Here is a 745-nt window from a genome sequence, read left to right as displayed (position 1 = left end):
CGGTCAACTGAACATGTAAAGCTTCATTATCGAAATTGGATACATCCAACGTCACTAACGGTACCATGGTGCTGTTGGCAGTATAAGCTTGGCGATAACCCTCTTCAGTTAACTCAAAATCAAGCCGCAGAATATCGTGTTGTTGCGATAAGCCATAAAGAGCCTGCTCAATCGTGTTAGTGTCTACATCACTTGGAATAGACAACATAAATGATTGATTAAAATGATTTGGATGAGCCATCCGTTGAGTAAAAAACCATTGCTGGATCGGCAATAGGTCAAATTCACCAAAAAGGCTTCCTTGTTCAGCCTTAATGCTAACCTCTGATGGTCCTTGGGCTAATCGCAGTGCTAATTGGTTAATCGTCGGAGAATCGAATATCGCTTTAACTTGCAAATTAAAGCCCATTTTTCGCAGGCGAGAAACCAGTTGAATACTGACAATGGAATCTCCGCCGATGCGGAAGAAGTTATCATGGACACCAATCGATTCAAGGTTCAATACATCTTGCCAGACCTGACATAATTGATGCTCTAATTCTGTTCGTGGCGATATATAATTATCACTATCGACGAAACTTGGCTCAGGCAACGCCTTTTTATCAAGCTTACCATTAAGGGTTAACGGCACGCTGTCAATCACAGTAAAAGTCAAAGGTAACATGTAATCGGGTAACCGCTCGCTTAACTGGCTTCGAATATCGTCAACATCTAACTTATCTTGCTCAAAGACATCCACTTCATC

1 protein-coding gene is annotated in these 745 nt (G+C 41.6%); it reads right to left on the bottom strand.

All coding sequences use genetic code 11. The features are described from left to right. Nucleotides 1-745 (bottom strand): phosphopantetheine-binding protein (locus L2764_RS27480; RefSeq protein ID WP_248943497.1); only part of this gene is annotated, 745 nt, incomplete at both ends.

The sequence above is a fragment of the Shewanella surugensis genome (assembly GCF_023284005.1).
Taxonomy (GTDB): domain Bacteria; phylum Pseudomonadota; class Gammaproteobacteria; order Enterobacterales; family Shewanellaceae; genus Shewanella; species Shewanella surugensis.
Note: the sequence above shows the minus strand (reverse complement) of the source record. Positions and strands in the feature narration are given on the sequence as shown.